At 41.3% G+C, this 4,305-nt stretch carries 3 protein-coding genes; all 3 read right to left on the bottom strand.

The window, feature by feature from the left end; genetic code table 11:
- On the bottom strand, positions 1-1,437 hold a 1,437-nt coding region (locus tag AC52RT_RS06325), incomplete at its 3' end, for a penicillin-binding transpeptidase domain-containing protein (RefSeq protein WP_495539963.1).
- Positions 1,438-1,659: 222 nt separating this feature from the next.
- Positions 1,660-3,141 carry a glutamate synthase small subunit gene (gene gltD / locus AC52RT_RS06320; RefSeq protein ID WP_495539962.1) on the bottom strand — a complete coding sequence of 494 codons (1,482 nt, stop codon included), beginning with the start codon at positions 3,139-3,141 and terminating at the stop codon, positions 1,660-1,662.
- Positions 3,142-3,157: 16 nt separating this feature from the next.
- A partial coding sequence (locus AC52RT_RS06315; RefSeq protein ID WP_495539961.1) for a GltB/FmdC/FwdC-like GXGXG domain-containing protein occupies positions 3,158-4,305 on the bottom strand: 1,148 nt, incomplete at its 5' end.

Below are 4,305 nucleotides of genomic sequence, written 5' to 3'. Positions count from 1 at the left end.
TCCAAAAGAAGAGAAGGAATTCCGCATAATTGGAAAAGTTTTCTGCGAGTCCATCCGCGTTTTTTGGCCGGATATATAATGTCCTCCACCAAGAGCAATTACCGTTTTAAACATATAGACGTTTGATGATTTTTGAAGTGCGGTTAAATCATTAATGTTGCCAAAACTTGAATATGAGCCTTTATCTAAACCCTTAATATTCATTCGTTGGTCATTAATCACTTGCCCAGGATAAAGTACTCCACCTTGATAACCTGTTAAAATAGTAGCCCCTTTGACAGTAGATCCTACCGTATACGAAGTGCTGATATTACCAAGAGCGAAATCTTTAATAGAAGGCTTACCTGTTTTTTTATCTACTACATATTGCTTGCCGGCCATTGTTAAAACTTCTCCTGTATTGGGGCTCATTAAGACAACAAAGGCACGATCAAGATAGCGGTTCGCGCCGCTTCTTTTCTTCGCCCATAATTCTTTTTCAAGAATTTCTTCAGCAGCAAGCTGAAGATCCATGTCAATCGTTAGAAGCAGATCCTTGCCTCTTTCTCCTTCTGAGATGACTTCCGTTTCAACGACCTTTCCTTTATGGGTGATATTTTTCACTTTTGCTTTTTGACCTTGCAGCACATCTTCGTATTGTTTTTCAAGATAGCTTTTACCGACGCGATCATTTCGCTTATAGTCTCTAGCAAGATAATAGTCTATCTGTTCTGCAGGCAGACCTTCATCCGAAGATGATACTTTACCGAGTACCGTTTGCAGGGTTTCATCGTACGCATACGTTCGATTCCAATCCGTTGTAATTTCTACGCCCGGAAGTGTATCTAGATGCTCACTCACTCTTGCATATTCTTCTTTGGTTACCCCTTTATTCTTAACAATTTGCGGCGTCAACGACATACCGCTGTTAAATTCTCTGAAAATCGCAAGAATTTTAAGTTCTTCACCGATTATTTTCTCAATATCTTCTTGTTTCACTCTGCTGATTTGTAATTTATATTGCTCTTTTGGCTTTAATTCCTTCTCTTTATCTGACAACATTTCTAATGCTTCTTCAGGATGTTTTAACAGCCAAAAATCCTTTTTATCTTGTTCTGTTACTCGTTTTGTATCTATTTTAATTAATTTATTGAGTTCTTCAGCCGTTTCAAGCATTTCTTTGGCTGTCGTTCCGCTGTATCTCGTATAGGTAATGGCATTCAGCGGTTCATTATCGACAATAACATTTCCATAACGGTCATACATTTTCCCTCTTGGAACCGATGTATTGACTGTTACATTCTCCGTACGCTCTAATTCACTAACATAATCATCACCATAAACAATTTGAATGACACCGAGCCTAACAACCAAAAGTGAAAATAACAAAAATACCGCTAGAAAAAGTAGATTCATTCGAAATGGTATTTTAGCTTTTTGCTTTTTATCTTTCTTCAACTCTTAACACACTCCCGTAATGCTGCAAAAGTCTCTTATTCTAGTTATCTAGTTTTCAGCAAAACCATGTCTGCAGCCTGTTTTATTATCGAATTTACTCTATTTTTAAATTGTACCATATTCAGGCAAGATTAGGCGCTTGTATACAAGTTAAATGCATCATACTGGCATTTTTACTAATCAAATCCAACAAAAAAAAGCACCAGTAGGCGCTTTTTTGTATTATGGAAGAACGGTACTACCCATTAAATAATGATCTACAGATCGTGCAACTTCTCTGCCTTCATTAATCGCCCAGACGATTAAACTTTGCCCTCGTCGAGCATCACCGGCTGCGAAAACACCTTCGATATTGGTACGGTAATCTCCTTTGGCAGCGACAATTTTTTGGTTAACTGCCTCAACGCCGAAATGATTTAGCAGAGGTTCTTCCGTTCCCTCAAACCCAATGGCGATAAACACATGCTGTGCTGGCCAAATTTTTTCGGAACCGGGAATTTCTTTGAAATAAAACCTGCCGTTCTCATCCTTTAATTTCTCCATTTGGATCGTATGCAATTCTTTTATCTGACCTTGTTCGTCAGCCACAATTTTCTTTGTCTGTACTGAATATTTACGAGGATCTTCTCCAAATTTTGCATTTGCTTCTTCATAGGCATAGTCTAGTGAAAAAACATTTGGGTAGGCCGGCCACATATTATCATCCGTACGAGACTGAGGCAGCTGCGGATGTTTACCAAATTGAACAACACTGCGACATTTTTGACGCATAGCTGTTGCTACACAATCTGCCCCTGTATCTCCACCGCCAATGACGATGACATCTTTTCCTTCTGTATTGATAAATTGGTTATCTTCAAACTGACTGTCCAACATACTTTTTGTCGTGGTTGAAAGATAATGCATGGCTAGGGTAATTCCTTTTGAGTCGCTGCCTTCGATAGCTAGTTCGCGCTGTTTCTGTGCACCTGTACAGAGAATCACCGCATCAAATTGTTCTGTTAATTCCGCACGGGTTATGTCCTTACCTATTTCTGTATTCATCACAAAATCTATGCCTTCTTGCGTAAGCAGCCGAATCCGACGTTCAACGATTTCTTTTTCCAACTTCATATTCGGAATCCCATACATAAGCAGGCCGCCAGCTCGATCCGCTCGTTCATAAACCGTGACAGAGTGTCCAGCTTGGTTTAACTGATCCGCACTTGCGAGTCCAGCAGGACCAGACCCGATAATGGCAATTTTCTTACCCGTTCTCCATTTTGGAATACGGGGTGTAATCCAGCCGTTTTCAAACCCTTTATCGATGATTGTCCGTTCAATGCTTTTAATGGCAACAGCTGGATCAGTAATGGCCAACGTGCATGAGCCCTCACAAGGAGCAGGACACACACGGCCTGTGAACTCAGGAAAATTATTGGTCTTAAGCAGTCTGTCGAGTGCTTCTCTCCATCTGCCGCGATAGGCAAGATCGTTCCATTCAGGGATTAAATTATGAATGGGACACCCGGTGGTTACACCTTGTATTTCCATTCCAATATGGCAGAATGGAGTGGCGCAATCCATGCAGCGTGCGCCCTGTTTTTTTAATGTTTCATCACTAAAAGGAGCCGAGTATTCGTTCCAGTCATTCAACCGAGTACGAGGATTTCGATCAATCGTCTTTTCCCGTGCATATTCGATAAATCCTGTTGCTTTTCCCATTCTTTACTCTCCCTTCCTACTGAGCCACAGCCTGTTTAGCAGCTTGCTTTTTTTTATTGGTATTTTCGTGGAAGGCATTCAATTCAGCCTGTTCTTCACTAAAACCTGCTTGCTTGTGTTTTGTAATGCTTTCAAGCATGCGTTTGTAATCTTTCGGGATGACCTTAACAAACTTCTGTACGAAATCCTCCCAGTTTTCCAGAACATACGCAGCGTTTTGACTTTCGGTATGCTGTAAATGTTTTTCGATCATTGTTTTAACCAACTCTTGGTCTTCTTCATGATAGAGATCACCAAATTCAATCATTTCCTTATTACAAAGGGATTTAAATTCTTCTTGTTGATCGGTAAGAATATAAGCGATTCCTCCAGACATCCCGGCAGCAAAGTTTTTCCCTACATCGCCGAGAATAACTACGTGTCCGCCGGTCATATATTCACAACCATGATCACCAATGCCCTCTACGACCACATCTACCCCACTGTTTCGAACGGCAAAACGTTCACCCGCGCGACCGTTAATAAAAGCTGATCCACTCGTTGCCCCATATAGTGCAACATTTCCTGCAATGACATTCTCACTTGCTCCGATACTGCCACTCGGTGCTTTTACGATGAGCTTGCCTCCAGACATGCCTTTACCGATATAATCATTGGCATCTCCCGTTAAATGAAGCGACATTCCGTTTGGTATAAACGCACCAAAGCTCTGACCAGCCGACCCTGTAAAACGAAGGGTGATGGTATCATCTGGAAGCCCTTTTGCACCATAACGTTTTGAAACTTCACTTCCAACGATCGTTCCAGTCACACGGTTGACATTCATGATTGGGAAAGAAACATCTACAGGAGTTTGATTGAGTAATGCTGGCATAACCGCAGGCAGAATTTCTCGCATATCAAGTGATTCATTAATTTTATGATTTTGCGGTGTCTGGTACGTTCGAACACCTTCCGGTTGATGAAGAAGAGTAGTCAGATCTAAATATTTTGCTTTCCAATGACTTTGAGCACGTTCGCTTATCGTTAGGACATCTGTCCGGCCAACCATTTCTTCAAGGGTCCGGAAGCCAAGCTCTGCCATTGTTTCTCGCACTTCCTCAGCAATAAAGCGCATAAAGTTGACAACAAAGTCGGATCGTAGCCATGTCGTTCTGTGAGCCA

This window comes from Peribacillus sp. (assembly GCF_059453735.1).
Note: the sequence above shows the minus strand (reverse complement) of the source record. Positions and strands in the feature narration are given on the sequence as shown.